The sequence below is a fragment of the Sphingomonas ginsengisoli An et al. 2013 genome, from assembly GCF_009363895.1.
Classification (GTDB): Bacteria; Pseudomonadota; Alphaproteobacteria; order Sphingomonadales; family Sphingomonadaceae; genus Sphingomicrobium; species Sphingomicrobium ginsengisoli.
Genome location: NZ_CP045434.1, coordinates 2014529 through 2040759, shown reverse-complemented (window position 1 = coordinate 2040759; position 26231 = coordinate 2014529). Strand labels below are relative to the sequence as shown.

The following is a 26231-nucleotide window of genomic DNA, read 5'->3' as shown; positions in this document are numbered from 1 at the left end:
TCTGCGGCGACCGCCGCGGACCTGTCGGCTTGCCTTACACTCTGTTCAGACCCCGCGATATGTGCTTCATTTTGCAGGCCGAATGGAAAAGGGGTGAAGTTTGGCTCGGGATCACAAGCAGATCGAAGCCTTCAAGGCGGCGGCGTTGCGGTGTCCGTTGCCCAGCTCGATCGACCTGGTCGGTGAACGCTGGGCGTTCCTGATCGTGCGCGGGGCATTGAACGGCCTCCAGCATTTCGAGGAATTCCAGGGCTGCCTCGGGATCGCCCGCAACATCCTGTCCGACCGGCTCGCCAAGATGGTTGCCGGGGGCATCCTGCGCCGCGCCGCCGATCCGGACGACCGCCGCAAGGTCATCTATTCGCTGACCCGCAAGGGCGAGGCGCTGCTGCCGGTGGTGCTGGCGCTGCGCCAGTGGGGCCTCGACTGGGGCCATGGCTCGAACGACCGGGTGGCGGCCGACATCCGTGACGGCCAGCCGATCCGCAAGATCGCCATCCTCGCCCATGACGGGCGCGAACTCGCGCTCGACGAGCTGATGTGGCTCGATCCCGAGGGGAAAGGCTATCGCCTGCCCGAACGGATCGTCCCGCCGGGCGATGCGGTCGACGCCGCCTGAGCGGCGCCGAACGGCTTATTCGTAGTCGTTGCCGCTCGGCGTCGGGCGCGGCGGGGCGGCGGCGGTGAGGCGCAGCGCCTCGGCCGATTCGCTCAGGCTCGCCAGCTCATCGGTGGCGTCCTCTTCGTCCATCTGGACGCGCTGCAGGCTCTGCACCACCGCTTCCTCAAGGTGACGCGGGCGAACGGTCTCCTCGGCGATCTCGCGCAGGGCGACGACCGGATTCTTGTCACGGTCGCGGTCAATGGTGAGATCGGCGCCGCCCGAGATCTGCCGCGCGCGCTGAGCGGCGAGCAGGACCAGGTCGAACCGGTTGGGGATCTTGTCGACGCAATCTTCGACGGTGACGCGCGCCATGGCGGGGCCTAGCCTCTTGAACAGTTTCCGTTGAACGGGAGAGCGGCTGAGCTAGGGCGGCGACCACGCAAAGTCAAGAAAAGCGGCTCCGGCGGCGCGCTGGTTCGTTACCGCAACGATGCTTGCCACCCGCCCTCCGCCGCCCCAACAACGACGCATGTCCGAGGCGACGCCCGCACCCATAAGCGCGAACATCGCCGGCACCGACCTTCTCCTGCTGGAGAGCGGGACCGAGCGGCTGGAGGTGCTGCTCGACCTGCTCGACGGCGCGGCGACCAGCGTGCGCTTCCTCTTCTACATGATGAACCCCGACGCGGCGGGCGAGGCAGTGCGCGACGCTTTGGTCCGGGCGGCGCGGCGCGGGGTCGAGGTGCGGGTGCTGCTCGACGGCTTCGGCTCCGACGTCAACGCCGCCTTTCTCCAGCCGCTGGTCGAGGCCGGCGGCGCGTTCATCCTGTTCCATCCGAAATTGAGCCGGCGCTACCTGCTGCGCAATCATCAGAAAATTGTGGTGGTCGACGAGCGGCTGGCGCTGATCGGCGGGGCCAACATCGACCGCCATTATCTCAGCGATCACGACCTCCAGCGCTGGCGCGACCTGTGGCTGCGGCTCGACGGGGCCGCCGTGCAGCACCTCGCGCGCTATTATGATGCGATTTATCGCTGGAGCAGCCACGAAGGGAGCCGCCTGCGCGACCTGCGGCGGATCGTCCGGCGGTACAGCCAGCACAAAGGTGCGCTGCAATGGAAGCTGTCGGGCCCGGTCGCGCGGCACAATCCGTGGCCGGGGCAATTGGCCCGCGAGATCATCGCCGGCACCCGGCTCGACGTCATCAGCGCTTACTTCTCGCCGCCGTTCGCGATGTTGCGGCGGATCGGACGGCTCGGTCGGCGCGGGCAGGTGCGAATCGTCACCGCCGCCAGGTCCGACAACAACGCCACCATCGCGGCGGCGCGACACACCTATGCCCGGCTGCTGCGGCATCGGGTGGGGATGTACGAATATCAGCCGGCCAAGCTGCACACCAAGCTCGTCATCTGCGACGACGTGGTTCACCTCGGGTCATCGAACCTCGACTTCCGCAGCCTCTACCTCAATCTCGAGATCATGCTGCGGATCGACGACGCGGGCTTTGCGGCGCAGCTGCGCGGTTATTTCGAGCGTGAACTCGTCGACTGCCAGCAGATCACCCCCGCCATCCACCGCGCGCGCGCCGGCTGGCTGCGGCGGCTGAAGTGGACGATCAGCCACTGGCTGGTGACCGCGGTCGATTACACGGTGACCCGGCGGCTCAACTTCCGGGCGGAGCAATAGGCCTTCGCTAATTTCCCGCTCGTGCTGAGCGGAGCAAAGCGAAGTCGAAGGGCGCCCTTCGACTGCGGTCCTGCGGACCTCCGCTCAGGACGAGCGAATCTGCTCCTCGCTTACTTGGGTTCACGATAGGCCCAGAAGAGCGTCGCCGGCGGCACGTTGATCCATTCGAACCCACGCTCGATCCGCTCGAACACCGGGGCGATGAAGTCGCGCACCTTGGGGCTGAACTGATAGACTAGGAACGCCCCGCCCGGGCGGATCACCCGGCTGGTGGCCGCGCCGATGGCGTCGCCGACGCCCGGCGGCAGGGTCGAGAAGGGCAGCCCCGAGAGGACATAGTCGGCGTGGGCGAAGCCGCGGTCGGCAAGGATCTTCTCGACGTCGGCGGCCGAGCCGGTGACCGGGATCAGCCGCTCGTCGTCGATGTCCTCGCGCAGATAGTCGGTGAACTCGGCGTTGGTGTCGATCGTGATCAGCGTCGCGTCGGGACACATCCGCTCGAGGATCGGACGGGTGAAGGTGCCGACCCCCGGACCATATTCGACGAACACCTTGGTGTTGGCCCAGTCGACCGGGCCGAGCATCTTGTTGATCAGCTTGGTCGAGGAGGGGATGATCGAGCCGACCATCACCGGGTGCTTCATGAAGCCGCGCAGGAACGCCAGGCGCGGATTGGTCGCACGGCCCCGGCGGCGCGCAAGGCGGCGCTGCTCTTTGAGCGCTCGGGCGGACGTGGCGTGCATGATTACTCCGGATGGGACGGAACAGGGGTGGACCGTCAAGCAAATGCCGCCGCAATGCGCAAGTTCCCTTGCGACACAGGTCGTTGAGATTAGACCCTGATACGATGGATGCCCCGCGCACCCGCCAGAAAGTCGCCGGCTCGGCGCTGAGCAGGACTCACTTCCTGCTGCTGTTCGCGGCAATGCTGGTCGCGGCAGCGGGCAATACCGCACTGCAGTCGATCATGCCCGCGATCGGCCGTGCGATTGGCATCGCGGATTTGTGGGTCGCGCTCGCCTACACGTGGAGCGCGGTGCTGTGGGTGCTGCTCGCGCCTTACTGGGCCGAGAAGAGCGACCATCACGGGCGCAAGTCGCTGACCCTGCTCGGGCTGGGCGGGTTCGTCGTGTCGATGGCGCTGTGCGGGCTGGCGCTGGTCGGCGGGCTGCACGGCTGGTGGAGCGGCGGTCTGACCTTCGGCCTGTTCGCGATATTCCGCACGGTCTACGGCAGCCTCGGCTGCGCGACGCCGAGCGCGACCCAGGCCTATCTCGCCTCGAAGACCCGGCGCGCCGCGCGCACCGCGGCCTTGTCCTCGCTGTCGAGCAGCTTCGGGCTCGGCACGATCATCGGGCCGGCGCTGGCGCCCCTGTTCGTGCTGCCGTTCATTGGCCTCCCCGGACCCCTGTTCGTGTTCGCATTGATCGGACTGATCGTGTTCGGCGCGGTGCTGCGCTGGCTACCCGACGACGCCCACGGCCGACGCGAGGGGCGCGGGGCGGCGATGAGCTATCCGAGCATCGCCTCGATGGTGACCGGCGCCAGCGTCCGCGCGGCGACCGCGCCGGGTCGCCGTCGGCGGCTGTCGTGGCGCGATCCGCGGATCAAGCCGTGGATTCTCGCCGGGGTGACCGCGGGGCACGCCCAGGCCGCCGGGCTGACCTGCATCGGCTTTTTCGTCATCGACACGCTCCATCTCGACCCGCACCATGCCGGGGGACCGATCTCGCTGGTGATGATGGCCGGCGCGGCAGGGACGCTGGCGGCCCAGTGGGGGATGATCCCGCGCCTCCACCTGCGTCCCCGCAAGCTGATCCTGTGGGGCGCGGTGATCGCCGGCGCGGGGCTGGTGATGACCATGGCCGGACGCGACCTCTACGGGCTCGTGGTCGGCTTCGGGCTGACCTCGATCGGCTTCGGCTTCACCCGACCCGGCTTCACCTCGGGCGCGAGCCTGGCGGTACCGACCGCCGAACAGGGCGGGGTGGCCGGGGTGATCACCTCGGCCAACGGGATCAGCTACATCCTCGCGCCCGGCCTCGGCATGGCGCTCTACGGGGTGAACCCGCACCTGCCCTTCGCCGCCTGCACCGCCATCATGGCGGCGCTGGCGGTGTGGGGGCGGCGGCTGACCTAACCCTGCTTGGTCGGGTCGCGCGGCCGCAGCATGCCGGGCGAGACGAACCCGATCCCGCCGCGGTCGGGCCGCACCGCGTCCGACTTGAGCGTGTCCTGGATCCGCTCATATTCCTCGAGCATCTCGGCGGTGACCGACGCGCGCGTATCCTGCAACGCGCTCTCGAAGTCGGCCATCGTCACGCTCGCGGCATCGAGACCGCGGCGTAGCGCGACGAGGCCCGCGCGGCGGGTGAGGTCTTCCAAGTCGGCACCGGTGAAATTGTCGGTCCGCCGGGCGAGCGCCTCAAGGTCGACGTCGGGCGCCAACGGCATCCCCTTGGTATGGATCGCGAGGATCCGCCGCCGTCCCGCCGTGTCGGGCGGGCCGACATAGATCAGCTCGTCGAGCCGGCCCGGGCGAAGCAAGGCTGGGTCGATGAGGTTGGGCCGGTTGGTGGCACCGATCAGCACCACGCCCTGCAGTTCCTCGAGCCCGTCCATCTCGGCGAGGATGGTGTTGACCACTCGCTCGGTGACCTGCGGCTCGCCCAGCCCGCCGCCGCGCGCGGGGACGAGGCTGTCGAGCTCGTCGATGAAGATCACCGTCGGCGCGACCTGGCGGGCGCGGGCGAACAGCCGGGCGATCTGCTGCTCGCTCTCGCCATACCATTTGCTCAAGAGGTCCGAGCTCTTGGTGGCGATGAAATTGGCTTGGCTTTCGCGCGCCGTGGCCTTGGCCAGCAGCGTCTTGCCGGTTCCGGGCGGACCATAGAGCAGGAAGCCCTTGGCCGGCCGGATGCCGAGCCGCTTGAAGGCTTCGGGATGCTTCAACGGCAGCTCGACGCCTTCCTTCAGCTTGGTCGCGGCGGCGTCGAGCCCGCCAACATCGTCCCAGGTGAGGTTGGGCACCTGGACCATGACTTCGCGCATCGCCGAGGGCTGGACTCGCTTGAGCGCACCGTCGAAGTCGCTGCCTAGCACCGCCAGCTTGTCGAGCACCTCGGTCGGGATGGTGCCCTCGGCGAGATTCAGCTCGGGCATGATCCGCCGCACCGCCTCGAGCGCGGCCTCGCGGACGAGCGCGGCAAGGTCGGCGCCGACGAAGCCGTAGGTCCGCCGGGCAAGGTCGTCGAGGTCGACCTTGGGGTCGAGCGGCATCGCGCGGGTATGGATTCCGAGAATCTCGCGGCGGCCGGTCTCGTCGGGGACGCCGACCACGATCTCGCGGTCGAACCGGCCTGGCCGGCGCAGCGCCTCGTCGATCGCCTCGGGCCGATTGGTGGCCGCGATCACCACCAGATTCTGTCGCGGCTCGAGCCCGTCCATCAGCGTCAGCAATTGCGCGACCAGCCGCTTCTCGGCCTCGCCGCTGACCTGGTCGCGCTTGGGTGCGATCGAGTCGATCTCGTCGATGAAGATGATCGAGGGCGCCGACTGGGCGGCCTGCTCGAACACCTCGCGCAGGCGCTTCTCGGATTCGCCATAGGCCGAGCCCATGATCTCCGGCCCGGCGATGTGGAAGAATTGCGCATCGCTCTCATTGGCGACGGCGCGCGCCAGCCGGGTCTTGCCGGTGCCGGGCGGGCCATGGAGCAGCACACCCTTGGGCGGGTCGACCCCAAGGCGCTGGAACAATTCGGGATGGCGCAGCGGCAATTCGACCATCTCTCGCAGCGCGTCGATCGTGCTCTTGAGCCCGCCGAGGTCGTCGTAGGTGACGTCGGCGCGGCGCTCGCCCTGCTGCTCGCTATATTCGGGGAGCAGTTCGACCACCGTGTCGCGGTCGATGTGGACGATCCCGCGCGGCGCGGTGCTGACCACGGTCAGGCGGATTTCCTGCAGCGCATAGGCCGGGGCGTTGAACAGCGCGCGGACATGCTCGGGCATGTCGGCGTTGACACGCTGGTGGCCGGTCGTCGCGACGGTGTCACCGGCGGTGATCGGACGGCTGGCGAAGCTGCGGCTCAGCGCTTCGGTCGAGCCGGCGAGCCGGATGTTGTTCTGCGCGGGCGCGAAGACGACGCGGGTGGCGGGACGGCTGACCGCCTTGCGCACTTCGACGAAATCGCCCGAGCCGGCGCCGGCATTGGCCCGTTGCAGCCCGTCGAGGCGGATGATGTCGAGGCCCTCGTCGTCGCCATAGGGGCCGATCGCGCGCGCCGGGGTCGGGCGCTTGCCGACGATCTCGATCACGTCGCCGTCGCTAAGACCGAGGTCGTCCATGAACTTGCGCGGCAGCCGCGCGATTCCGCGGCCGCTGTCGGCGGGCGGCAGGTTGGCCACCTGAAGGCGGCGGGTTTCTGTCTCGACGTCGGCCATTCATTGCTCCCTTGACGCCGCCCAACGGGGGGCGACGGTTTCGGTTCAATGTGGGGCGAGGCGGCGGCGATGCAAATCCGCCGGCGCCTGCCGTTCAGTTTGCCTTGATCATCGCCGCGACCTTGCGCAGCACCGAACGGGGGAGGATGCGGTGGCCCTGCGCACCGACCTTGTTGAGCGCGCCGGGGATGACCACCGCCTGGTTCTTCGCCAGTCCGGCGAGGCCGGCGGCGACGACCGGCGCGCTCGGCATCGCCATCTTCTCGAGCATGTTGCCCTCGCCGTAGCCGGCGACCCGGAAGAATTCGGTCTTGGTCGGTCCCGGGCACAGCGCGCTGACGTGGATGCCCTTGTCTTTGACTTCGACGTGCAGCGCCTCGGTAAAGCTCAGCACATAGGCCTTGGTCGCATAATAGACCGCCGAGAAGGGACCGGGCTGGAAGGCGGCGGTCGAGGCGACGTTGAGGATGCCGCCGCGCTTACGGTCGATCATGCCCGGAAGCACCGCGTGGCACAGCTCGGTCAGCACCCCGCAATTGAGGTCGATCATCTGCCGCTGCCGCGCGCCGTCGAGCTCAGCGACCGTTCCGCTGAGCCCGAAGCCGGCATTGTTGATCAGGCAGTCGACATGCTCGTCGTGGGCGGCGAGGTCGGCCAGCAGCCGGTCGGCCGCGCCGGCCTCGGCGAGGTCGAGCTCGACCGCGCGGGCATTGCCCAGCTCGGCGGCCAACTCGTCGAGCCGGTCCTTGCGCCTGGCGACCAGCACCAGCCGGCTGCCGTCCCCTGACAATTGCCGCGCGAAATCGACGCCGAGCCCGGCCGATGCGCCGGTAATTAGGACGACGGGCTTGGTCATGGCGGAGTGCTCCAATGCCGACCACCGTCCGCTCGTCCCGAGCGGAGGACCGCAGGTCCGTAGTCGAGGGGCGTATACCGCGTGGGGCGCCCCTCGACTACGCTTCGCTCCGCTCGGGACGAGCGGGGCAGGGACTTGCTTACGCGACGGTCGCTTTCTCGATCTTGCCCGGATTGCGCGGCGGCTCGCCGACCGGGAGCGCGTCGACATGCTCCATCCCGCTCTCGACCTTACCCCAGACGGTGTATTGCCGGTCGAGGAAGCGGGCGTCGTCGAAACAGATGAAGAACTGGCTGTTGGCGGTGTCGGGCTGGTTGGTCCGCGCCATCGAGCAGGTGCCGCGCACGTGTGGCTCGGCGTTGAACTCGGCCTTGAGGTCGGGGAGCTTGGAGCCGCCCATGCCGGTGCCCGACGGGTCGCCGCCCTGCGCCATGAAACCCGGGATGACGCGGTGGAACACGACGCCGTCGTAGAAGCCGTCCTTCGCGAGGCTGGTGATGCGCTCGACATGGCCAGGGGCGAGGTCGGGCCGCAGCCGGATGACGACGTCGCCGCCGCTCGAAAGGGTCAGGGTAAGGGTCTGCGGCGTATCGGCCATGAAGGATGCTCCGTGAATGGGAAGCGGCGCATGTAGGCGCGCCTCCCGCCTTGCGCCAGAGCAGGCCGCGCCATAGGAGGGCGGCGTCGCGGGCCAGGGAGAGCGGGAATGAGCGAACGGGAAACCGCTGCCACCGCCGTCCTGGCCGAGGATGAGGCTGTCGTTGCAGCGCCCGCCCCAGACCCTGAAAGCACGGTGATGGACGACGAGGACCGCCTGCGTCCCCGCTTCGTCGCCGAGGTGCTCGACGCCGTCGATGACGGCGATGTCGAGACTGCCCGCCGGCTGGTCGAGCCGCTCCACCCCGCCGATGTCGCCGACCTGATCGAGCTCGCCCGCGCCGACGAGCGCGAGGGCCTGGTCGCAGCGCTCGCCGAACTGGTCGACGCCGACGTCATCGCCGAGATGAACGAGCACGTCCGCGAAGTGCTGGTCGGCGAAATGGCGCCCGAGCGCGTCGCCGAGATCGCGGGCGAACTCGAGACCGACGACGCGGTCGCGATCATCGAGGATCTCGAGGAGGACGAGCAGCGCGCGGTTCTTCGCGCGATGGAGCCTGACGAGCGCGCAGCGATCGAGGAAGCGCTCAGCTACGGTGAGGAAACCGCCGGCCGCCTGATGCAGCGCGACCTGATCGCGGTGCCCGAGCATTGGACCGTCGGCCAGGTCATCGACTATCTCCGCTCCGACGAAGAACTCACCAACAATTTCTGGGAAGTGTTCGTCGTCTCGCCGATCCACCACCCGGTCGGCACCTGCCAATTGTCGGCGATCCTGCGCTCGCCGCGGACCATGCCGGTGAGCGCCATCATGGCCGAGGAGCAGACGCTGATCCCGGTCGACATGGACCAGGAAGACGTGGCGCTGCGGTTCCAGAAATATGCGCTCATCTCGGCTGCGGTGGTCGACGCGAGCGGGCGACTGGTCGGGATGATCACCGTCGACGACATCGTCCACATCATCCAGGAAGAGGCGGGCGAGGACACCACCCAGCTGGCCGGCGCGGGCGATGGCGACATCAACGAGCCGATCCGCTTGACGGTGCGCACCCGCGTGCTGTGGCTGGTGGTCAACCTCGCCGCGACCATCTGCACCGCCTCGGTGGTCGGCCTCTTCCAGGGCGAGATCGGGCGCTACGCGATCCTGGCCGCGCTGATGCCCATCGTCTCGGCGCTGGGCGGCAATGCCGGCACCCAAACGCTAGCGGTGGTGGTCCGCGCGCTCGCCACCAATCAGTTGACCAGCGCCAACACCGCCTGGATGCTGCTCCGCGAATTCCGCATCGCCATCGCCAACGGTTTTTCGCTCGGGCTGGTCGGCGCGGTCGGGAGCTGGCTGGTGCTTGGCAATCCGACGCTGTCGGTCGTCTTCGCGCTGGCGATGCTGATCAACAGTCTGGTCGCGGGGCTGGTCGGGGTGCTCGTCCCCGTCACGCTCGACAAATTCCGGCTCGATCCCGCGGTCGCCTCGGCGGTGTTCGTCACCACCATGACCGACGTGATGGGCTTCTTCACCTTCCTCGGCCTCGCCTCGCTGCTCCTTACCTAAGCGGTTGATTTCTCAGGCGTGGCCCGCAAATGGACGGGCGTGCCCAATCTCCATCTCACCAAGGTCGCGGTCGGCTGCCGCGATGTCGCATCGCTTGAGCGGCGGATCGCCGGGCGGGCCGCCGACGGTGAGGTGCGGGTGGTCACCCGGATGCGGCCCAAGCGGATGGCCGAGCTGATCGGCGGCTCGCTCTACTGGATCGTCAAGCATCGGTTGGTCGCCTGCCAGACGATCCTGCGGTTCGATGATCGCAAGGACGGCCGACTCGACATCGTCTGCAGTGATGCTCTGCTCGCCATTCCCCCGACCACCAAGCGTGCGCACCAGGGCTGGCGCTATCTCGAATCCGAGGCCGCGCCGAAACCGGGCGACCATGACGACAGCGGGCTCGGGCTGTTGCCGCCGCTGCTCTATGGGAAGCTTAGCGCGCTTGCGCTGATCTAGCGCCGGCCTACCTGCTCGCGGCAGCCGGTGATGGTCGCGGTGCCGGTGGTCTTGGACTGGCAGCCCGGATCGCCCGCGAGCGTCACCGCGGCGACCCCGGTGGCGTCGACCTTGGCGGTGCCGCTGACGGTGGCGCGGACCAGCGCCGGCCCCTCGGCACCGATGGTCGCATCGTGGGCGTTGACGCCCGCCGCGTCGATGCTTCCGGCGCCGCGGACGATAGCGGTCAAGTTGAGGGCCTGCCCGCCGAGCCGGGCCGAGCCGGCGCCCGCGACACCGATCTTCAACCGGTCGACGTCGAGGCGCTGGATAGTGGCGATGCCGCTGCCCTGCATGTTGAGCGCGAATTCGGGCCCGCGGATGTCGCTGGCTGTGAGCGAGCCCGCGCCGTTGACCGTGGCGATTGCGAGGTTGCCGGTGCCCGCCTCGATCGCCACGGGCCCGGCCGGTCCGTCGGGCGAGCCGCCCCAGCCGCCGGGATCGACGCTGACGATCAGGGTCGTGCCCTCGACCCTCACCTTGACCCGGTCGATCGCGGCGGCCGAACCGGTCGCGCGGGCGAAGGAACCGCTGTTGGTGGTGATGGTCACCGTATAGGGCCCGTCGATGCGGACTCGGTCGAAGCTGGTGATTGTGTAGCTGCGGGTCTCGGCGGCCGCCGGAGCGGCGAGACCGGCGGCGAGCAGGGCGGCGAGGGGAAGGAAGCGGATCATGCCCTCACCCTCGCACCGTCATGGTTAACGCTTCGTCAGCGCCGCCTTAGGAGCAGCGCACCTCGCCCGAGCCGGCCTTGCTGATCTGGCACTTGGCGCCGCCCTTGATCTCGACATCGCCTGAGCCGGCGACCGAGACATTGGCCGATTGCTTCGCCTGCAGCCGGACATTGCCCGAGCCCATCACCTTGATCTCGGCGGTGTCGGCGACGAGATCGGCGGCGTCGACGTCGCCCGATCCCGCGACCGACATCTGGGTCGCGCCGACCGTGCCCTTGGCCGAGACATCGCCCGACCCGGCGATCTTGATCGCCAGCTGGCGCGCCTGCACCGAGTCGAGCTTGAGCCCGCCCGAACCGGCGAGATTGGCCTCGAAACTGTCGCCGGCGACCTTGTTGACGGTGACGTCGCCCGATCCGGCCATCGCCACCGACGCCAACGTCGGCAGGGTAACCGAAATCTTGACGCCCTTGTCGTTGGTCCAGCGCGTCCAGTTCATGCCGTTGCTCGGCTTGGGGTGGATTTTGAGGGTGTCGCCATCCTGCTCGACCACGATGTCGTCGAGCCGGTTCTGCCCACCAGTCGCCTGCACGCCCGGCGCGCTGCCGGTGCTGACGGTGACATCGTAGGAGCCGGCGACCGCCAGCCGCGTGGCATTGCCAGCGGGGAAACTGCGGGTGGTCTGCGGTCCGGCATCGCGCGCCTGGCCCATCTGGCAGGCGGAGAGCGTGGCAAGGGCGGTCATCGGGACGGCGAAATGGACGAGGCGCATGGCAATTCCCCTAATGCTGTGTTGCCAGCATAATACACGCCCGGCCGCGGCGTGCAAGCATGCAAAAAGGGCGCCTTCTCGGGAGAGGAGACGCCCCTTTGCAAGAAGCATCGAGTGAAGGCGCTCAGTCGGCGTCTTCGGTCTCGACCACTTCCTTGTTCTTCTGATGGATGACCGCGGCCTTGTTCAGGATCTCGAGGATCTTGGCCAGCGCGGCCTTCTCGTCGGTCTGCTCCATCGCGCCGAGCTCCCGCGCCAGGCGCGACGAGGCGGCTTCGAAGATCTGCCGCTCCGAATAGCTCTGCTCGGGCGCGTCGTCCGGGCGGAACAGGTCGCGGGTCACTTCGGCGATCGACGTGAGGTCGCCCGAATTGATCTTCGCCTCATATTCCTGGGCCCGGCGCGACCACATGGTGCGCTTGACCTTGGGCTTGCCCTTGAGCGTCTCGAGCGCCGCCTGCATGGTCTTGTCGCTCGACAGCTTGCGCATGCCGACCGAGTCCGCCTTGAGGACGGGGACGCGCAGCGTCATCTTCTCTTTTTCGAAGCGGAGCACGTAGAGATCGAGCCGGGTGCCGGCGATCTCGGTGCTCTGCAGCTCAACGACGCGGCCCACACCATGCTTGGGGTAAACAACATAATCGCCAACGTCGAAGCTAAGCGCCTTCGCTGCCATTACTAACCTTTCTCTGCGCGCGGCACCGGACTCAACCGATGTCCCCCAAGTCGACCGACGGTCGTGGTGCCGTGCTGTGTGAACAGACCTGCTGTTGCGAGCGAGGCCGCTCAGGGTCGAGCGGCCTTCCGTGTCGAGTATTTAACACAAATGGATTCAGATTTCCAGTCCGAGCTGCCTCGGAACATCCTCATTAACCTCGTTTAATCCCGACAGCCCGAGCCCGAGCAGGCGAATTCCCTTGGTGACCGGCAGGAGCCGCTCGAGCAGGACATGGCCGGCCGCGGCGAAGGGGCCGTAGCGATCGATCGGCACCTGATGGCTGCAGGCGCGGCTGATCAGCTGGAAGTCGGCATATTTGACCTTGAGCGTCACCGTCCGCCCGGCGACCCCGTGCCGCTCGATCCGCGTCCAGGCGTAGCCGGCGACCCGCTCGAGCTCGGCGTGCAAGGCTTCCGGATCGCGCAAATCCTCGTTGAAGGTCCGCTCGGCACTGACCGACTTGGTTTCGCGTTCGGAGCGGACCGCGCGCTCGTCGATCCCGCGGCAGATGCGGTGATACCATTCGCCCGAGCTGCCGAACCGCCCGGTCAGTTCCTCGAGGCTCATCTGCTGGAGATCGGCGCCGGTGTGAATGCCGAGCGCGTTCAGTCGCTCGGCGGTTTTGGGACCGATTCCGTGAAAGCGCCCGACCGGCAGCGAGCCGATGTAGCGCGCCGCCTCGTGCGGGCGGATGACGCACAGGCCGTTGGGCTTGTTCTGGTCGGAGGCGAGCTTGGCGACGAACTTGCAGTAACTGACCCCGGCCGAGGCGGTCAGCCGGGTTTCCTGGGCGATGCGGCGGCGAATGTCCTCGGCGATCGCCTTCGCCGAGCCGAGCCCCAAGCGGTCCTCGGTGACGTCGAGATAGGCCTCGTCGAGGCTCAGCGGCTCAATGAGGTCGGTGTAATCGGCGAAGATCGCGCGGATCTGTTGGCTGACTTCGCGATAGGCGTCGAACCGCGGCTTGACGAAGATGAGGTCAGGGCAGCGCCGCTTGGCGGTGACCGAGGGCATCGCCGAGCGGACTCCGAACACCCTTGCCTCGTAGCTCGCTGCCGCGACCACCCCGCGGTGACCGCCGCCGACCGCCACCGGCTTGCCTTTGAGCGAGGGATCGTCGCGTTGCTCCACGCTCGCGAAAAAGGCGTCCATGTCGACATGGATGATCTTGCGGAGCGGATTCGGCGCTTCAGCGTTCACTCCCCGTTCCCTAACTTGGCTTGTCGCCGGAGTCATGCTTTAGGGCCGCCAAACCCCACTTGCGCGGAAACCCTCATGAACATCCACGAATATCAGGCCAAGGAATTGCTCGCGAAATATGGCGTGCCCGTCCCCGCCGGACACGCCGCGATGACCGCCGACGAGGCGGTTGCGGCGGCCAAGCAGCTCCCCGGGCCGTTGTGGGTGGTCAAGGCGCAGATCCACGCCGGCGGCCGCGGCAAGGGCAAGTTCAAGGAGTTGGGCCCCGATGCCAAGGGCGGCGTGCGCCTCGCCAAGTCGATCGACGAGGTCCGCGCGCACGCCGAGGAGATGCTCGGCAAGACGCTGGTCACCATCCAGACTGGCGAGCACGGCAAGCAGGTCCAGCGCCTCTACATCACCGACGGCGTCGACATCGCGAAGGAATATTACCTCGCGTTGCTGGTCGACCGGGAGACCGGCCGCATCGCAGTGGTCGCCTCGACCGAAGGCGGCATGGACATCGAGACGGTCGCCCACGACACGCCCGAGCGCATCCACACCATCACTATCGACCCCGCGACCGGGCTGATGCCGCATCACGGCCGCGCCGTCGCCGCCGCGCTCGGCCTGACCGGCGACCTCGCCAAGCAGGCGGCCAAGGTCCTTGCCGGCCTCTACGCCGCTTTCCTCGGCAGCGACGCCGAGCAGATCGAGATCAACCCGCTCGCGGTCACCGACGCCAAAGAAGGCGAGGGGGCAAAGCTGATGGTCCTCGACGCCAAGGTCGGCTTCGACGGCAACGCCATGTTCCGCCACAAGGACATCGCCGAGCTGCGCGACCTGACCGAGGAAGATCCGATGGAGGTCGAGGCGTCGAAGTACGACCTCGCCTACATCAAGCTCGACGGCGACATCGGCTGCATGGTCAACGGCGCCGGCCTCGCCATGGCGACGATGGACATCATCAAGCTGAACGGCGCCTTCCCGGCCAACTTCCTCGACGTCGGCGGCGGCGCCAACAAGGAAAAGGTCACCGCGGCGTTCAAGATCATCCTTGCCGACCCGGCGGTGAAGGGCATCTTGGTCAACATCTTCGGTGGCATCATGAAGTGCGACATCATCGCCGACGGCATCGTTGCCGCCGCGCGCGAGGTCGACCTCAAGGTCCCGCTGGTGGTCCGCCTCGAAGGCACCAACGTCCAGCAGGGCAAGGACATCTTGGCGAACAGCGGCCTGCCGATCGTCGCCGCCAACGACCTCGGCGATGCCGCCCAGAAGATCGTCGCCGAAGTGAAGAAGGCGGCCTGACACGATGCTGGCTCGCGCCGATGCCGACGCCCTTTGCGCCTCCATGGAGGATGCTTGGAATGCCGGTGACGGCGCGGGCTGGGCCGCGAGTTTTGCCGAGGACGCCGACTTCGTGAACGTCCTCGGGCAGCACGCCCGCGGACGGGCCGCGATTGGCGCGGGGCATCAGGAAATTTTCGACGGCATCTACCGGGGCAGTCGCAATCGGATGGCTGTCGAGGATCTTCGCGCGCTCGACGATCGGATATCGCTCATGCACGTGTCCGCGACCCTCGACGTCCCGGGCGGACCGATGGCGGGAACGCATCGTGCGCTGATGTCGATCGTGGTCGATGGGTCCGGTTCCAAACCGCTGATCGTCGCCCTACACAATACAATGCTGCGGGAACGGCCGGGCGTTTAAGCGGATGGAGCCGGGCGCGCGGTCCGCCGCGGCGCCGTGATGGAGAGAGAAAGCGATGAAGGTCTTAGTCGCGGTCAAGCGGGTGATCGATTACAACGTCAAACCGCGGGTCAAGATGGATGGCTCGGGGGTCGACCTCGCCAACGTCAAGATGAGCATGAACCCATTCGACGAGATCGCGGTCGAGGAAGCCATCCGCCTCAAGGAAAAGGGCGCCGCGAGCGAGATCGTCGTGGTCTCGGTCGGCCCGGCCAAGGCGCAGGAGACGCTGCGCACCGCACTGGCGATGGGCAGCGACCGCGCGATCCTCGTCCAGACCGACGACGAGGTCGAGCCGCTCGCCGTCGCCAAGATCCTGGCGAAGATCGCCGAGGAAGAGCAGCCGGGCCTTGTGCTGCTCGGCAAGCAGGCGATCGACGATGACAGCTCGCAGGTCGGGCAAATGCTCGGCGCGCTGACCGGCTGGGGCCAGGGCACTTTCGCCTCCAAGGTCGAGGTTGCGGGCGACAGCGTCAACGTCACCCGTGAGGTCGACGGCGGGCTCGAGACTGTGGCGCTGACGGTCCCAGCGATCGTCACGACCGACCTGCGCTTGAACGAGCCGCGCTACGCAAGCCTTCCCAACATCATGAAGGCGAAGTCGAAGCCGCTCGCGAACAAGACGCCGGCCGACTACGGCGTCGACACTGCTCCGCGGCTCGAGACGCTAAAGGTGGTCGAACCGGCCAAGCGTTCGGCCGGAATCAAGGTCGGCTCGGTCGACGAACTCGTGTCCAAACTGAAGTCCTTGGGAGTGGTGGCATGACGATCCTGGTTCTCGGCGAGCACGCCCACGGCAAGGTCAAGGATTCGACCCTCGCCACCCTCGGCGCCGCGGCCAAGATCGGCGGCGACGTGCATCTGCTGCTGACCGACAGCGGCGCCACCGCCGCGGCCGACGACGCCAAGACGATCGGCGGGGTCGCCAAGGTGCTGGTCGCCGCCGACGCCGCGCTCGATCATGAGCTGGCAGAGGCCGTCGCGCCGCTCGTCGCCGGGCTGGCGGCCAATTACGATTATGTCCTGTTCGGCTCGACCACCACCGGGCGCAACATCGCCCCGCGCGTCGCCGCATTGCTCGACGTCGCGCAGGTCAGCGACATCATCGCGGTCGAGGGGCCGGACACCTTCCAGCGCCCGATCTACGCCGGCAATGCGATCGCCACCGTGCGTTCGAAGGATGCCAAGAAGGTCATCACCGTCCGCGGCACCGCATTCGCAAAAGCCGAGCGCGGGTCGGGCGCGGGAAGCGTCGAGGACGTTCCCGCCGGCGCCGCCAACGAAAAGTCGCGCTTCGTCTCGATGGAGGAGAGCGTCAGCGAACGTCCCGAGCTGACCAGCGCCAAGATCATCGTCTCGGGCGGCCGAGCATTGGGCTCGGGCGAGGCATTCCACCAATATATCGACCCGCTCGCCGACAAGCTCGGCGCCGCAGTCGGCGCCAGCCGCGCGGCGGTCGACGCGGGCTACGCCCCCAACGATTATCAGGTCGGCCAGACCGGGAAGATCGTCGCCCCGGAGCTTTACGTCGCCATCGGCATCTCGGGCGCGATTCAGCACCTCGCCGGAATGAAAGACTCGAAGGTAATCGTCGCCATCAACAAGGACGAGGAAGCCCCGATCTTCCAGGTGGCGGACGTCGGCCTGGTCGGTGACCTGTTCAAGATCGTACCGGAGCTGACCGAGAAGCTTTAAGCGCCGGTCGCTGCATTGAGCGGAAGCAGAGCTCGCACCGCTTGGCGCCATAGCGTGCGCTGGGCGGGTCCGGTGAGCGCGGGGCTGTGCGCGTGGGGCTTCTTCTATCCAAGGCCGTACCTGCCGGTCTTGGCGCTGCTTGGGCTAACCCCCGTAATCGCAGTCGTTGCGGCGCAGCTCTCGAAAGGTGCGATCGATCTCAACAAGGACGAGGGTCCGTCTCAGTTCTTGATGCTGCCGCCGATCGTTTTGGCGTTGCGCCTCCTCCTCGACTTCCCGTTGGTCGACGGTTGGGCTCTGTTCGAATGGAGCCTCGCGCTCGGCGGCCTGCTGACCCTGATTGGGCTGTGGCTGTTTGCCAAAGGCTTGCCCCGCGGAAAGGAACAGTGGACCCTGCTGCTCTGCGGCGCTCTCGGGGCCATCTGCTATGCGTGGGCGCTGCTCGCATTGGCGAACGACATCTTCCCCCAGGCGGCACCCGAACACTTTGCGGTGCGCGTGCTCGATCATCGCATCGGCAATGGCCGGCATAGGAGCTATTACGTGACCCTGCCGCCGTTTGGCCCGGTGAAGGAGCGTGACGACTGGGATGTGGGTCGCACAGCCTATGAGCAGGTTGCAGTTGGCAAGCCGATTTGCATCGACATCTACCCCGGCGCCCTACGGGAGCCGTGGTACGACGCAAGCGCCTGCCGCTGAGCCGGCCGCCTAGAGCCCACCCAGAAAGCTCGCAACATTGGCGCCGAGTGCGTCGACCGCATAGCCGCCTTCGAGCACCGTGAGCGTCGGCACCCCGAGCCGCCCGATGCGGGTCGCCAGCCGGGCATAGTCGGCGGTCTCCAGTGCGAAATAGCTGATCGGATCGTCGACGAACGTGTCGGCGCCGAAGCTGACGATCAGCAGTTCGGGGCGGTCGGCGGCGAGCCACTCGAGCGTCTCGGCCAGCGCCTTGTCGTAGGCGGCGAACGCCGTTCCGCGCGGTAGCGACCGGTTGAGGATGTTGCCGCCGCTCTCCTCGGCGTGACCCCAGAAGAAGGGGTAGTCGGTGGCGGGGTCGGCATGGAGCGAGGCGAAAGCGATGCCCTCGCGCCCACGCACAATGTCCTGCGTCCCATTGCCGTGGTGGTAGTCGAGGTCGAGGATCGCGGCCCTCCGGCCCGAGACGACCGCCGCGATCGCCGCCCAGTTGAGGTAGGAATAACCGCCCATATAATCGGGGCCGGCGTGGTGGCCCGGCGGGCGAGTCAACGCGAACGCGTGCTCACCGCCGAGCACGGCGTCGAGGCCGCCGAGCAGCGTCCCGCAGGCCGCCAAGAGCGCGCTCCAAGTCCCGGCGGTGATCGGCGCGCAGGTGTCGTAGGCGTGGGCGCCGAGCCGCGCGTCGATGCGGGTGAGCTGGCGTGGACCGCGGTGCACCGGGAAGGCGTAGGGCAGCACGTCGCCGCTCCGCCCCGTCGCCTGCCACTCGTCGTAGGCGGTACGCAGCAGGTCGAGATAGTCCGGGTCATGCACCCTGCCGAGCAGTTCGAGCAATTCGTCCTCCGCGCGGTGCGCGGGCGTCTCAGTCGGCCCGATCGCGGTGAGGATTGAATCGACCCTGTCGACCGTGTCCGCCGCCGGGTGCAGCGCGCCGTTGAAGAATTCGGTCTGCGGCGTGTGCGCTCGCTGCCGCTCATCCCAGAAGCAGCGCATCACTTGGCGGTCGCGGTGTGGCGTTCGGAACTGCCGATCGCGGGATCCTCGTCGGCATCGTCGCCGAAGATTTCCGACGCCAGCTCGCGGTCGAGGTCGGGCGCCTCCATCGGCGGCGCGGTCCGCAGCACGACATAGCCGAGCAGCCCGGCGAGCAGCGAGCCGGCCAGCGTGCCGATCTTCGCCTCGTCCACCAGCGCCGGGTCGGCGAAGGCGAGCGCGCCGATGAACAGGCTCATGGTGAAACCGATCCCGCATAGCAGCGCCGCGCCATAGACCTGCCGCCAGGTGACGCCCGCCGGACGCCGCGCCGCGCCCAGTCGGACGGCGAGCAGGATCGCGGCAAAGACGCCGAGCTGCTTGCCGAGGAACAGGCCGGCGGCGATCCCGAGCGGGAGCGGGTGGGTCAGCTGGTCGATCCCGCCCAAGGTCACGCCGGCGCTGGCGAAGCCGAACAGCGGAACTACGCCGAACATCACCCACGGGTGCAGCCGATGCTCGAGCTTCTTGAGCGGGGAGGACGGCTCTCCGCGGCCGAGCGGGATGGTCAGCGCGGCGAGCACGCCGGCGATCGTCGCGTGGACGCCCGACTGGAACACCGCCACCCATAGCCCGCAGAACAGCAGCAAATAGGGCCACAGCCGCCGCACCCCGAACATGGTCAGGCTGGCCATCAAGCCGAGCAGCACCGCCGCCGCGGCGAGCGCGGGGACGTTGAGGTCGGCGGTGTAGAACAAAGCGATGATGATCACCGCGCCGATGTCGTCGACGATCGCGATCGTCACGAGCAGCAGCTTGATCGACGCCGGCGCGCGGCTGCCGAGCAGCGCCAGCACGCCCAGCGCAAAGGCGATGTCGGTGGCGGCGGGGATCGCCCAGCCGCGAAACAGCGCGGCGTCGCCGCCAGTGACTGCCAGATAGAAAGCGGCGGGAACCGCCATGCCCGCGGCGGCAGCGATGATCGGCAGCCGCCGCGCCTCGGCCCCCGCCAATCGCCCGTCATACCATTCGCGCTTCACCTCCAGCCCGACGAGCAGGAAGAACAGCGCCATCAGCGCGTCGGCGATCCAGTAGTGGACAGTCAACGGCCCCAGCTGGGTGTGGAGCAAGTCGTGGTAGCCCGCCGCCAGCGGGGTGTTGGCGATCAGCAGCGCCGCCGCCGCCGCACCCATCAACGCAAGGCCGGCGTTGCGATCGTGGTTGTTGCTGGCGGCCATGCCGTTTCATGGCCACCGGCGCCCCGCGGCGCAACCGAAAGGCGTCAGGCGGCCGCTGGCTGGCCGACCTCGACCTCAAGGCTCGTCTCGGCCTTGAGCAGCTTGGAGATCGGGCAATTGGTCTTTGCCCCTTCGGCCAGCTCGCGCAATTTGGCTTCGTCGATGCCCGGCACGGTCGCGCGCAGTTTGAGGTCCGATCGAGTGACGGTGAAGCCCGCGCCATCCTGCTCGAGCGTCACCTTGGCTTCGGTTTCGAGCGTCCCATCGGTCACGCCCGCGCCCGCCAGCGCGAAGCTCAGCGCCATGGTGAAGCAGCCCGCGTGGGCGGCGGCGATCAGCTCCTCCGGATTGGTCCCGGGACCGTCCTCGAAGCGGCTGTTGAAGCCGTAGCGCTGCTCGTTGAGCACGCCTGACTGGGTCGAGACCCAACCCTTGCCGGTCTTGCCCATGCCTTCGTAGCGGGCGTTGGCGGTGCGGGTGACCATGTTGGAATGCTCCTTTGGCTAAGGTCCGACGGACCGGTGGAACGCCACTCACCCCTGCAACGGATGAGACGAGCGCTCGTTCATTCGAACATGACTATCCCCGCCCGTCCCCTCCGCCTCGGCTTCCCGGTCAAGGTGATGGGAGTGCCCGGCCTGAAGTCGGGCGACAGCCGCCGCTGGCAGAAGAATCCGCATCTCAAGTGCAGCCTCGAGCTGCTCGACCACGTCCTCGACTATCTCCGGAAAGTCGAGATCGACATGTACCGGCTGTCGTCGGACATCGCGCCCTACGCCACCCATCCCGGCCTGCCGCAATTCCACAACATGGTGGCCGAGAGCGATGCCGAACTGGCCGCGTTCGGCCGGAAGGCGCGCGAGCTCGACATCCGCCTGTCCTTCCACCCCTCGCAATATGTGCTGCTCAACAGCCCGAACCCGGACCTGACCGCCAAGTCGATCTGGGACCTCGCCAGCCAGGCCGAGATGCTCGACCGGATGGGCTGCGGCCCCGAAGCGGTGCTCGTCACCCATGTCGGCGGGGTCTATGACGACCGCGAGGCGGCGCGGGCGCGATGGATCGACGGCTGGAACCAATGCCCCGAGCATGTCCGCCGCCGGCTGGTGCTCGAGAATGACGACATCCGCTTTTCCGCCGCCGACGTGCTGTGGATCCACGAGCGGACCGGGGTCCGCTGCGTGTTCGACTATCAGCACTTCTGGTGCTTGAACCCCGAGCGGTTTGAGCTGCGCGACACGTTCGAGAAGTTCCTCGCGACCTGGCCCGACGGGGTACGGCCCAAGATGCACTTCTCCTCGCCGCGCACTGAGATGCGCGAGGTGAAACGCAAGGTTACCGCCAAGCAGCGCGACGCGGCGAAGGCAGGCAAGGCACCTAAAGCGAGGGGGCTGACCAAGGCCCCGGTGAAGGCGACGGCGCGCGTGAAAACCGTGCTGCTCCCGCCGATCTGGACCGGCCACAGCGACTTCACCAATCCGTTCGAGTTCGCGACCTTCATGCGCGCGGTCGACGGGCTCGAGTTCGACGTGATGATGGAGGGCAAGGCCAAGGACGTATCGATCATCAAGCTGCGCCCCGACCTGCTCCGCTTCGCCCCCGATGTCGCCGCCCGTTTCGGAATCACCGCCGCCGATGCCGACGAGTTGGCGGCCGAGGAACGCGCGCTTGAACAGGGTGTCGCTGCTAACGATGAACCCGACGTCGACGAGGGTGAGCGCATGACCGAGCCTGAGGAAGCCCTCGGCTGACGAGCGGGCGTTGCCCCTTCGTTCGGGCCTGCTAGGCTGACCGGCGAGGAGCAGCGCATGACCCAGGCGCGTGTATTGGCCGACGGCATTTTCTTCGGCGAGGGACCGCGCTGGCACGAAGGGCGGCTGTGGTTCAGCGATTTCTATGCCCACGCGGCCCGTTCGGTCTCGCTCGCTGGCGATCTCAGGACCGAGGTCGAGCTCGACGACCAGCCATCGGGGCTCGGCTGGCTGCCCGACGGGCGTTTGCTGGTGGTGGCGATGCGCGGGCGCCAGCTGCTTCGGCGCGAGGCCGACGGCTCGCTTGTCGTTCATGCCGATCTGTCAGCGGTCCACACCTTCCTCAGCAATGACATGGTGGTCGACGCCGACGGCCGCGCCTACGTCGGCAACTTCGGTTTCGACCTGCACGGTGAGATCCGGACGCGCGGCGACCTCGCCGTGCTCGCCGATCATCCGACCGCGGCGATCGCGCTGGTCCACCCCGACGGCCGGGTCGAGCAGGCGGCGGACGGGCTGCACTTTCCCAACGGCAGCGTGATCACCCCCGACGGCGGGACGCTGATCGTCGGCGAGACGCTGAGCGGACAGCTCACGGCGTTCGACATTCTGCCCGACGGTCGTCTCGCCAATCGGCGGCTGTGGGCGCAGACCCTGACCGATCCCAACGCGCCCCGCCTGCCCGACGGCATCTGCCTCGACGCCGAGGGCGCGATCTGGATCGCCAACCCCACCGCGCCCGAGTGCGTCCGCTATGCCGAGGGCGGGGACGTGCTCGAGGTGGTGACGACCGGCCAGCCCAGCTTCGCCTGCATGCTCGGCGGCGAGGATGGCCGCACGCTCTTCGCCATGACCGCGCCGACCAGCGATTCCAGGCAGGCGTCGGCGAGCGCGAATGGGCGGATCGAGATCGCGCACGTGCGCGTCCCGCGCGCAGGCTGGCCGTGACCTTGTCGGTTATAGCGAGGGGGGTCCTGGCGCTCGCTCTGCTGGGAAGCGCGGGGCCGGCCCTGGCTGGCCCACCCTACCTCACCGACGATCCGGTCCCGACGGACCTCGGCCATTGGGAGTTGTACGCCTTCAGCGCCGGCGAAGGGCGCCGCTCGACCATCGACGCCGACGCCGGGCTCGACCTCAACTATGGCGCGGCCAAGGGCGTCCAGCTCACCGCCACGCTGCCGCTGAGCTTCAGCCATGTCCCCGGCGAGGGCTGGCGCGGTGGGTCGGGTGACGTCGAGCTCGGGGTCAAATATCGCTTCCTTCATGATGAGAAGGCGGGGGTCGCGATCGCCATCTTCCCGCGCGTGATCTTGCCGACCGCGGCGCACAGCCCGGGGGAGCGCACTCGCCTCTTACTGCCGGTGTGGGCGGAAAAGGATTTCGCGGGAGGCACCAGCCTGTTCGGCGGGGGCGGCTTCACTCTCAATCCCGGGAGCGGCAATCGCGATTTCTGGCAGGCCGGGATTGCGGTGACCCAGGACATGGGCCGCACCCTCTCGCTCGGCGCCGAAATCACCCGCCAAGGCGCCGACCAGCAGGGCGGCACCGCGCAGACGCGCGCCGGGCTGGGCTCGATCCTGCGCCTGAGCGAGCATGCCTCGATCCTGTTATCGGGCGGGCCAACCTGGGCCGACCACCGCACCGGTTATCATTTCTACCTGGCGCTCGGGCTGACGCGCTAGGGCGCGATCACCAGGACGCGGAATGAGCCCGGCACCGCCTTCGGTCGTTCGGCTCCGACGGCCGCGCCGAGGCGCGCCGACGGCAGATAGGCCCGGCCGGTGGTGAGATCGAGCGCGATGGTGCGCGCGCTGACCGCGGTCGCGACCTGCCCCGCGACGGTCGGTCTGGCGCCGAGCTGGATCAGCGTGATCGTCCCGTCGCGGCCGGCGGGGATCAGCGCCAGGTGGCGGGCGGCGTCGACTTCGGCCCCGTCGGCGCCGCGGCCGATCGGCAGCTTGGCGAGCTGACGGCCGTCCGGCGCGGAGACGATCGCCACCGCATTTTCCCCGCAGGCCGAGACGAGCTCATTCAGGGCGGGGTCGAGTGCGATCCCGGTCGGCCCTTCGCAGCCGGCCAGCGGGAAGCGGCCGACCAGCTTGCGGGCCTTGGTGTCGAGCACCACGACCTCATTCTTGTCCTCGACATTGACGTAGAGGCGGCCGCGCCCGTCGGCGACGCCAAGCTCGAGCGAGCCGCCGACCGCGATCGTCGAGAGGACCTTGGCCGTCACCGGGTCGATCACGGTGATGTCGCCGCTGCCCGGGTTCATGATCCACACCGTGCGGGTCAGCGGGTCCCAGGCCGCGGCATCGGGCTTGGTCCCGGTCGGGATCGTCGCGCGGACCTTGCCGGTGCGCCCGTCGAACAGGATGGCGGTGTTGGTGCCGCCGTTGGTCGAAAGCACCTCGTGCGTGCCGGGGATGGCCAGCGCGGCGTGGACTCGCTCTCCGGCGACGATCCGGTCGGTCGCTTGCCCGGTGCGGAGATCGATTGCGGTCACCCCGTCTCCGTGCGCAACATAAAGCCGACGGTCGGCCGAGGCGACGCTGAGCAGGTCCCAGCCGCCGTCGCCCGCGGGCAGCTGCGCGACCACCTTGTATGGCGGCGACGCGGCATGGGCGGCGGCGGCGCTCGCCATCAGCGTCATGAACGGGATCAGCCGGCGCATCGCTCACCTCATCGAAAGAAGAGGACGAGCCTAGCGGAGTCAGCGGCGGCGGCTAGTGAATAGGCGGCAAGGTGGAACTGGCATTAGGCCACTTCACTTCGAAACGATGGTGCCCAGGGACGGGGTCGAACCGCCGACACTGCGATTTTCAGTCGCATGCTCTACCAACTGAGCTACCTGGGCCCACGTCTGCAGCCAGACCGGCTGCGGGGCAGGCGGCTCCCTAGCTGTGCCCCTCGTCGCTGTCCAGCCCGTCCGCGGCGGGCGGGCCGGGAATGCGGTAGCCCTCACCAAGCCATTGCAGCAGATCGCGATCCTTGCAGCCGCGGCTGCAGAAGGGCTGGTGCTGGGGCGCGGGCGGCTGGCCGCACAGCGGACAGGGCTTGGGATCAGTCTTCGGCATGGCCCGCCCAGATGGCGAGGCCGGGGTCGGCGCGCAAGGCGATCGCGCCGCCGCGCGCCCGGGCTAGCTGTTCGAGCCACGATTGCTGCGCCTCGAGCAGGCTGACGACGGCCGGCGCGGCGACCAGCGTCGCCGGCCCGTGCGCGCTCGCGGCCTGGCGCAGCAGCTGCCGTGCCGCGAACGCCGGGCGGTCGAGCGCCAGCTCGAGCAGGGAGGCGTGCCGGCGCGGGCGGACCAGCTGAAGGAAACCGAAGCCGTTGACCGCGGTCCGCTCGAACCGGGTGCCGGTAAGCACCGCGTCGATTGCCTCGGCGGAGGCGGCGCGCGGGGCCTTGCCCGCGACCGTCGGCAGGTCGATCCCGATCGAGCCGCCGATGCCGAGCCGCCGGATCGCCTGCGCGGCGGCGCGCGCCCCGGCCACCGCCAGCTCGCCGGGCGGCAAATGGCCGTCGACGTCGATCAGCGTCATCGCAGGGGTCGCGAAAAGGCCGAGGCTGCCACCGGGGAAGGACACGCTCCCGCTCTGCGCCTGCTCGACGATCTCGTCCCAGTCGGCGGCGGCGAGTTCGCCCGGCCGTGCCAGTCGCCCCGGCAACGGGGCTGACTGCGGCGCGGCATCGGTGACCCGCGCCAGCGGCCGCTTCCATCGCTCTACCGAGGCAATCGCCTCGCGGGTGATCTCGAGGTGGAGCGCGCCGCCCTCGCTGACCCCGGCGGGGCGGTGCGGCAGCAGCAGTTCGGTCCCGTCCTGGGCGACCGCCAGCGCATTGCGGCCGTTCGTCCCGACGCTCGTCAGCCGTGCGTCGACCACGCTTCCGGCTGCCAGCGTACCATCGAGCACGACACGCGCCTCGACGATCGCCTCACGGTCGACCAGCGCGCACCGGGTCTCCCCGATCCCGCGCTCGTGGACCCATTCAGGCAAGGGGATATCCCGCCGCCTTGAGCAGGTGCCGTGTCTCGGCCAGCGGCAGGCCGACGACGTTGGAATAGCTCCCGCCGATGTGGCGGACATAGACCTCACCATAGCCCTGCAGCGCATAGCCGCCGGCCTTGCCGCGCCATTCGCCGTGCCCGGCGTAATAGTCGATTTCCTGCTCGGACAGCCGCTTCATCGCGATGGTCGTCTCGACCAGCCGGGTGCGCAGCGGCTGTCCCGGAGCGGCGAGCGCGACCCCGGTCATCACCCGGTGCCGGCGGCCGCTCAGCAGCGCCATGCACGCGCGCAGCGTCGCCTCGTCCTCGACTTTGGGCAGGATCCGGCGGCCGACCGCGACCACCGTATCGGCGGCGAGTACCAGCGCGTCCGGTTCGCGCGCGGCGACGGCTTGCGCCTTCTCGGCTGCCAGGCGCAACGCATGGTCGCCTGGACGCTCGCCGGCGGGCACGCTCTCGTCGATGTCGGCGGGGAGGATGGCATCGGGTACGACCCCGATCCGCGCCAGCAGGTCGAGGCGGCGCGGACTCGCCGAAGCGAGGATCAGCCGCAT

At 68.4% G+C, this 26231-nt stretch carries 29 protein-coding genes and 1 tRNA gene; 13 read left to right on the top strand and 17 right to left on the bottom strand.

Annotated elements, in window-relative coordinates; genetic code table 11:
- Positions 1–100: 100 nt before the first annotated feature.
- On the top strand, positions 101–619 hold the full coding sequence (locus GCU42_RS09860) for a winged helix-turn-helix transcriptional regulator (RefSeq protein ID WP_240309411.1): 519 nt from the start codon (positions 101–103) through the stop codon (positions 617–619).
- 15 nt (positions 620–634) lie between these two features.
- On the opposite strand, the gene rpoZ is transcribed toward GCU42_RS09860, so the two are convergent.
- A complete protein-coding gene (rpoZ, locus tag GCU42_RS09855; RefSeq protein ID WP_114227353.1) occupies positions 635–976 on the bottom strand; it encodes a DNA-directed RNA polymerase subunit omega in 342 nt (113 codons plus the stop codon).
- A gap of 157 nt (positions 977–1133) precedes the next feature.
- On the opposite strand from rpoZ, the gene GCU42_RS09850 reads away from it, so the two are divergent.
- Positions 1134–2291, top strand: coding sequence for a phospholipase D-like domain-containing protein (locus GCU42_RS09850; protein WP_114227352.1), 1158 nt, complete (start codon positions 1134–1136; stop codon positions 2289–2291).
- A 110-nt stretch (positions 2292–2401) separates the two neighbouring features.
- Here the strand turns inward: GCU42_RS09850 and GCU42_RS09845 are convergent, their stop codons facing one another.
- On the bottom strand, positions 2402–3034 hold the full coding sequence (locus GCU42_RS09845) for a class I SAM-dependent methyltransferase (protein WP_114227351.1): 633 nt from the start codon (positions 3032–3034) through the stop codon (positions 2402–2404).
- Between the two features lie 104 nt (positions 3035–3138).
- Here GCU42_RS09845 and GCU42_RS09840 point away from each other — a divergent pair, with 104 nt between their 5' ends.
- A complete protein-coding gene (locus GCU42_RS09840; RefSeq protein WP_114227350.1) occupies positions 3139–4431 on the top strand; it encodes an MFS transporter in 1293 nt (430 codons plus the stop codon).
- On the opposite strand, the gene GCU42_RS09835 is transcribed toward GCU42_RS09840, so the two are convergent.
- From GCU42_RS09835 to GCU42_RS09825, 3 genes are all read right to left on the bottom strand, one after another.
- Positions 4428–6731, bottom strand: coding sequence for a CDC48 family AAA ATPase (locus GCU42_RS09835; protein ID WP_114227349.1), 2304 nt, complete (start codon positions 6729–6731; stop codon positions 4428–4430). The genes GCU42_RS09840 and GCU42_RS09835 overlap by 4 nt on opposite strands.
- Before the next feature lie 94 nt (positions 6732–6825).
- A complete protein-coding gene (locus GCU42_RS09830) occupies positions 6826–7587 on the bottom strand; it encodes an SDR family NAD(P)-dependent oxidoreductase (protein WP_114227348.1) in 762 nt (253 codons plus the stop codon).
- Positions 7588–7726: 139 nt separating this feature from the next.
- Positions 7727–8185, bottom strand: a complete 459-nt coding sequence (locus GCU42_RS09825; protein WP_114227347.1) for a peptidylprolyl isomerase — start codon at positions 8183–8185, stop codon at positions 7727–7729.
- A gap of 108 nt (positions 8186–8293) precedes the next feature.
- Between GCU42_RS09825 and mgtE the strand changes: the two genes are divergently transcribed.
- The gene (gene mgtE / locus GCU42_RS09820) at positions 8294–9733 is read left to right on the top strand and encodes a magnesium transporter (RefSeq protein WP_114227346.1); all 1440 of its coding nucleotides are present in this window, start codon (positions 8294–8296) and stop codon (positions 9731–9733) included.
- Between the two features lie 39 nt (positions 9734–9772).
- Positions 9773–10177 (top strand): DUF1489 family protein, encoded by a 405-nt coding sequence (locus GCU42_RS09815; RefSeq protein ID WP_114227811.1) that lies wholly within the window; start codon positions 9773–9775, stop codon positions 10175–10177.
- Here GCU42_RS09815 and GCU42_RS09810 read toward each other — a convergent pair.
- From GCU42_RS09810 to dinB, 4 genes are all read right to left on the bottom strand, one after another.
- The gene (locus tag GCU42_RS09810) at positions 10174–10890 is read right to left on the bottom strand and encodes a GIN domain-containing protein (protein ID WP_114227345.1); all 717 of its coding nucleotides are present in this window, start codon (positions 10888–10890) and stop codon (positions 10174–10176) included. The genes GCU42_RS09815 and GCU42_RS09810 overlap by 4 nt on opposite strands.
- A 46-nt stretch (positions 10891–10936) precedes the next feature.
- Positions 10937–11662 (bottom strand): head GIN domain-containing protein, encoded by a 726-nt coding sequence (locus GCU42_RS09805; RefSeq protein ID WP_162789199.1) that lies wholly within the window; start codon positions 11660–11662, stop codon positions 10937–10939.
- A gap of 124 nt (positions 11663–11786) precedes the next feature.
- Positions 11787–12338, bottom strand: a complete 552-nt coding sequence (locus tag GCU42_RS09800; RefSeq protein ID WP_114227343.1) for a CarD family transcriptional regulator — start codon at positions 12336–12338, stop codon at positions 11787–11789.
- Between the two features lie 156 nt (positions 12339–12494).
- Complete coding sequence (gene dinB / locus GCU42_RS09795) at positions 12495–13616, bottom strand: DNA polymerase IV (RefSeq protein ID WP_114227342.1); 1122 nt, start codon at positions 13614–13616, stop codon at positions 12495–12497.
- A gap of 39 nt (positions 13617–13655) precedes the next feature.
- Between dinB and sucC the strand changes: the two genes are divergently transcribed.
- The 5 genes from sucC (at position 13656) to GCU42_RS09770 (ending at position 17706) form a co-directional block, all read left to right on the top strand.
- Entirely contained in the window at positions 13656–14870 is a 1215-nt protein-coding gene (sucC, locus tag GCU42_RS09790) for an ADP-forming succinate--CoA ligase subunit beta (RefSeq protein ID WP_114227341.1), read from the top strand.
- Positions 14871–14874: 4 nt separating this feature from the next.
- Positions 14875–15273 carry an SgcJ/EcaC family oxidoreductase gene (locus tag GCU42_RS09785; RefSeq protein WP_114227340.1) on the top strand — a complete coding sequence of 133 codons (399 nt, stop codon included), beginning with the start codon at positions 14875–14877 and terminating at the stop codon, positions 15271–15273.
- Between the two features lie 55 nt (positions 15274–15328).
- Positions 15329–16078 carry an electron transfer flavoprotein subunit beta/FixA family protein gene (locus GCU42_RS09780; RefSeq protein WP_114227339.1) on the top strand — a complete coding sequence of 250 codons (750 nt, stop codon included), beginning with the start codon at positions 15329–15331 and terminating at the stop codon, positions 16076–16078.
- The gene (locus GCU42_RS09775) at positions 16075–17007 is read left to right on the top strand and encodes an electron transfer flavoprotein subunit alpha/FixB family protein (RefSeq protein ID WP_114227338.1); all 933 of its coding nucleotides are present in this window, start codon (positions 16075–16077) and stop codon (positions 17005–17007) included. The genes GCU42_RS09780 and GCU42_RS09775 overlap by 4 nt, the downstream gene beginning before the upstream one ends.
- Before the next feature lie 72 nt (positions 17008–17079).
- The gene (locus GCU42_RS09770; RefSeq protein ID WP_114227337.1) at positions 17080–17706 is read left to right on the top strand and encodes a hypothetical protein; all 627 of its coding nucleotides are present in this window, start codon (positions 17080–17082) and stop codon (positions 17704–17706) included.
- A gap of 9 nt (positions 17707–17715) precedes the next feature.
- Here GCU42_RS09770 and GCU42_RS09765 read toward each other — a convergent pair whose 3' ends face one another.
- From GCU42_RS09765 to GCU42_RS09755, 3 genes are read right to left on the bottom strand one after another with little or no spacing between them, the layout of a single operon-like run.
- Entirely contained in the window at positions 17716–18699 is a 984-nt protein-coding gene (locus GCU42_RS09765; RefSeq protein ID WP_114227336.1) for a histone deacetylase family protein, read from the bottom strand.
- Positions 18699–19916 (bottom strand): Na+/H+ antiporter NhaA, encoded by a 1218-nt coding sequence (nhaA, locus tag GCU42_RS09760; RefSeq protein ID WP_114227335.1) that lies wholly within the window; start codon positions 19914–19916, stop codon positions 18699–18701. Before nhaA ends, GCU42_RS09765 begins: the two co-directional genes overlap by 1 nt.
- 44 nt (positions 19917–19960) lie before the next feature.
- Positions 19961–20401: an OsmC family protein gene (locus GCU42_RS09755; protein ID WP_114227334.1), complete on the bottom strand. Its 441-nt coding sequence runs from the start codon at positions 20399–20401 to the stop codon at positions 19961–19963.
- Between the two features lie 90 nt (positions 20402–20491).
- Between GCU42_RS09755 and uvsE the strand changes: the two genes are divergently transcribed.
- The 3 genes from uvsE (at position 20492) to GCU42_RS09740 (ending at position 23349) form a co-directional block, all read left to right on the top strand.
- Positions 20492–21667, top strand: a complete 1176-nt coding sequence (gene uvsE, locus GCU42_RS09750; protein WP_114227333.1) for a UV DNA damage repair endonuclease UvsE — start codon at positions 20492–20494, stop codon at positions 21665–21667.
- Positions 21668–21724: 57 nt separating this feature from the next.
- The gene (locus tag GCU42_RS09745) at positions 21725–22615 is read left to right on the top strand and encodes an SMP-30/gluconolactonase/LRE family protein (protein ID WP_114227332.1); all 891 of its coding nucleotides are present in this window, start codon (positions 21725–21727) and stop codon (positions 22613–22615) included.
- Positions 22616–22737: 122 nt separating this feature from the next.
- A complete protein-coding gene (locus tag GCU42_RS09740; protein ID WP_114227331.1) occupies positions 22738–23349 on the top strand; it encodes a hypothetical protein in 612 nt (203 codons plus the stop codon).
- Here the strand turns inward: GCU42_RS09740 and GCU42_RS09735 are convergent.
- From GCU42_RS09735 to GCU42_RS09715, 5 genes are all read right to left on the bottom strand, one after another.
- The gene (locus tag GCU42_RS09735; protein WP_114227330.1) at positions 23346–24338 is read right to left on the bottom strand and encodes a YncE family protein; all 993 of its coding nucleotides are present in this window, start codon (positions 24336–24338) and stop codon (positions 23346–23348) included. The genes GCU42_RS09740 and GCU42_RS09735 overlap by 4 nt on opposite strands.
- Before the next feature lie 107 nt (positions 24339–24445).
- Positions 24446–24521 (bottom strand) — tRNA-Phe (locus tag GCU42_RS09730).
- Positions 24522–24561: 40 nt separating this feature from the next.
- Positions 24562–24741 carry a DNA gyrase inhibitor YacG gene (locus tag GCU42_RS09725; RefSeq protein WP_114227329.1) on the bottom strand — a complete coding sequence of 60 codons (180 nt, stop codon included), beginning with the start codon at positions 24739–24741 and terminating at the stop codon, positions 24562–24564.
- Complete coding sequence (locus GCU42_RS09720; protein WP_114227328.1) at positions 24728–25666, bottom strand: ribonuclease; 939 nt, start codon at positions 25664–25666, stop codon at positions 24728–24730. The genes GCU42_RS09725 and GCU42_RS09720 overlap by 14 nt, the downstream gene beginning before the upstream one ends.
- Positions 25659–26231 (bottom strand): Maf family protein, encoded by a 573-nt coding sequence (locus tag GCU42_RS09715; RefSeq protein WP_114227327.1) that lies wholly within the window; start codon positions 26229–26231, stop codon positions 25659–25661. The genes GCU42_RS09720 and GCU42_RS09715 overlap by 8 nt, the downstream gene beginning before the upstream one ends.